Annotated in this window: 2 protein-coding genes; both read left to right on the forward strand. The window is 70.6% G+C overall.

Annotated features, from left to right (window positions below; translation table 11 throughout):
• Window positions 1-1,482, forward strand: a 1,482-nt coding sequence (locus VLK61_RS30845) for a PEP-CTERM sorting domain-containing protein (RefSeq protein ID WP_325427339.1), incomplete at its 5' end; no start/stop codon positions are given.
• Between the two features lie 106 nt (window positions 1,483-1,588).
• The coding region (locus tag VLK61_RS30850; protein ID WP_325427341.1) for an AAA family ATPase at window positions 1,589-3,078 on the forward strand (1,490 nt) is incomplete at its 3' end.

Below are 3,078 nucleotides of genomic sequence, written 5' to 3' on the forward strand. Positions count from 1 at the left end.
CTGACCATCACCGGCCCCGGCTCACGCGTCGAAGTGGTGTCCAACTCGCTCGGCCTGGCACCGGGCGTGCCGGACAACTTCAACCCCTTCGTTGCCATCGGCTACGACAGCGGCAGCCCGGGCCAGCTGAGCATCAGCAACGGCGGCCAGCTGCTGCTGACCGGCAACGCGCTGTCGACGCCGACCGATACGCGCGTCACCGCGTTGCACATCGGCGGCCGCAGCAACACCAGCGCCAACCACCTGGGCAGCGCCAGCGTCAGTGGCACCGGCTCGCAGATATTGCTCAATGGCGCCGATGCGCTGATCAACGTCGGTCGCGGCCCGGGCTCGGTGGGCACGCTGGACGTCACCTCGGGCGGCCATGTCGGTTCGATCAGCCTGGTGGTCGGCGCCTTCGGCAACGGCAGCGTCTCGCTCGACGGCGGCAGCATCGCGTTGAGCGGCCAGCGCACCGATTCCACCAATGTCGGCGCCGGCATGACGATCGGCCGCGGTACCGGCGGCGTCGGCGTCATGACGCTGGCCAACGGCAGCAGCCTAAGCTTTCAGAACAACGGCACGCTGGACATCGGCTTCTCGGTCGGCGGCGACGGCTTCGCCAGCGGCGGCACCGGTACGTTGCTGGTCAGCGGCGGTTCGAGCATCACTCTGGCGGGCAGCGTCGGCGGCGGCGCCTCGATCGGCCGCACCGGCAGCGGCACGCTGACGCTCAGCGGCAACAGCCTGCTGGATGTCGGCAGCAACCGTTCGATCTACGTTGGCCGCGATGCCGCTGGCAGCGGCGCGCTCAGCGTGTTCAGCGGCTCCAGCGTCAATGCGGGTTATGTCGGCGTCGGCAGCACCACCGGCGGCGACACCGGCGGCGGCGCGCTGCTCGTGGTCGACAACAGCAGCTTGACCGCCACCACGCTGGAGATCGGCACGACCGGCATGCTCAGCGGCGACGAGGGCACGATCAATGCCAACGTGCTCAACCGCGGCATCCTCAGCCCGGGCAATTCGCCCGGCCGCATCATCATCAACGGCGGCTTCCACAACCTGGTGGGCGGACGGCTGGTGCTCGATGTCGACGAGGTGGCCGGCGAGTTCCAAGTCGACCACCTGGTGCTGACCGCCGGTTCGAGCTTCGGCTTCGACGATGTCACCGTCACCTTCAACTTCATCGGCGACACCGACCCGGAAGCCTTCGCGGCCTCCGGCGGCTTCGACCTCGACAACTTCATCCAGAGCAGCGACAGCAACGGCAACGTCAGCGGCCTGTCGACGGTGTTCGAACCCGATGCCAGCTGGGAGACGGTGTTCGCGAGTGCCCAGTTCGAGGCCGCGTCGCCGACCTACGACGTGACGCAGCTGTCTCTGACCCAGGACGGCAGCTTCGGCGTCGTCGCGGTGCCGGTGCCCGAGCCGCAGACCGTGATCTTGTGGCTGGCCGGGCTGGGGCTGTTGTCGGCAGTGCGGCTGCTACAGCGCCGCCGCTGAGCCGATCCGCGCTCGCAGCGCCTGGCCAGGGGGCCGGCGGCGCGTGTAGAGTCACCGCGTCGCGGCGGTCCTCATCCGGGGTCCCACCGTCGACCGTCCGGAGCCGATGAGCGAAGCCCACGCCCTGTTGCTGACCGACATCGTCGACAGCACGCAGCTGACCGAGCAACTCGGCCATGCGGCGATGTCGGCGTTGTGGGCGGCGCACGATCACGCGGCGCGCGGCCTGCTGCGCGAATGGCGTGGCCGCGAGATCGACAAGAGCGACGGCTTTCTGCTGTTGTTCGACGCGGTGGCCGATGCGCTCGGTTTTGCGCTGGCCTACCACCGCGCGCTGGCGCAGCTGAGCCCGCCGTTGCAGGCGCGTGCCGGCTTGCACCACGGGCCGGTGACGCTGCGCGAGAACCCTGCCGCTGACGTGGCGCTCGGCGCCAAGCCGCTGGAGGTGGACGGCCTGGCCAAGCCGCTGGCGGCGCGCGTGATGGCGCTGGCCTTGGGCGGCCAGACCTTGCTGACCGAAGCCGCGTGCGCAGCACTCGGCGACACCACGCTGCGGCAGCAAAGCCACGGCCACTGGCGCCTGAAGGGCGTGGAGACCGCGGTCGAGTTGTTCGAGGTGGGTGAGGCGCAGGCGCCGTTCACGCCGCCGCCCGATTCGGCCAAGGCCTGGCGCGTGCTGCGCCAGGGCGAACTGTGGTTGCCGCGGCGCGAACTGCAGCACACGCTGCCGGCCGAGCGCGACAGCTTCATCGGCCGCCAGAGCGCGCTGCAGGAACTGGCGCAGCGCTTCGAGGGCGGCGCGCGGCTGGTCTCGCTGCTCGGCACCGGCGGCACCGGCAAGACCCGGCTGGCGCAGCGCTACGGCTGGACCTGGCTCGGCGACTATCCCGGCGGTGTCTGGTTCTGCGACTTGTCGCCGGCCAGCACGCTCGACGGCATCGTGCATGCGGTGGCGCAAGGCCTGGAGTTGCCGCTCGGCCAGGTCGACCCGGTGCAGCAGATCGGCCAGGCCATCCACGGCCGCGGCGCCTGCCTGGTGGTGCTGGACAACTTCGAGCAGGTGGCGCGCCACGCCGAAGCCACGCTGGGCCAGTGGCTCGACCGCGCGCCGGAAGCCCGCTTCCTGGTCACCTCGCGCGAGGTGCTGGGCATCGTCGGCGAAGAAGCGATGAGCTTGCCGCCGCTGCCGCCCGAAGACAGCGTCACGCTGTTCCTGCGCCGCGCCGTCGCCGCATCCCAGGGCTTCAAGCCCGGCCCCGAAGACAGCGAGGCCATCGGCCCGCTGGTGGCGCTGCTCGACGGCCTGCCGCTGGCCATCGAGCTGTGCGCGGCGCGGGTGCGCGTCATGCCGCCGCGCCAGCTGCTGCAGCGCATGGGCGACCGCTTCAAGCTGCTGGCCGGCGGCAGCGGCCGCCGCGATCGGCAGGCCACCTTGCGCAACACGCTGGACTGGTCCTGGGACTTGCTGAGGCAGCCGGAGCGCGCCGCGCTGGCACAGTTGTCGGTGTTCGAGGGTGGGTTCACGATCGCCAGCGCAGAGGCAGTGGTCGACCTCTCGGCCTTCGACGAGGCGCCATGGGTGGTGGATGTCTTGCA

The sequence above is a fragment of the Aquabacterium sp. genome, assembly GCF_035476535.1.
GTDB lineage: Bacteria > Pseudomonadota > Gammaproteobacteria > Burkholderiales > Burkholderiaceae_C > Pseudaquabacterium.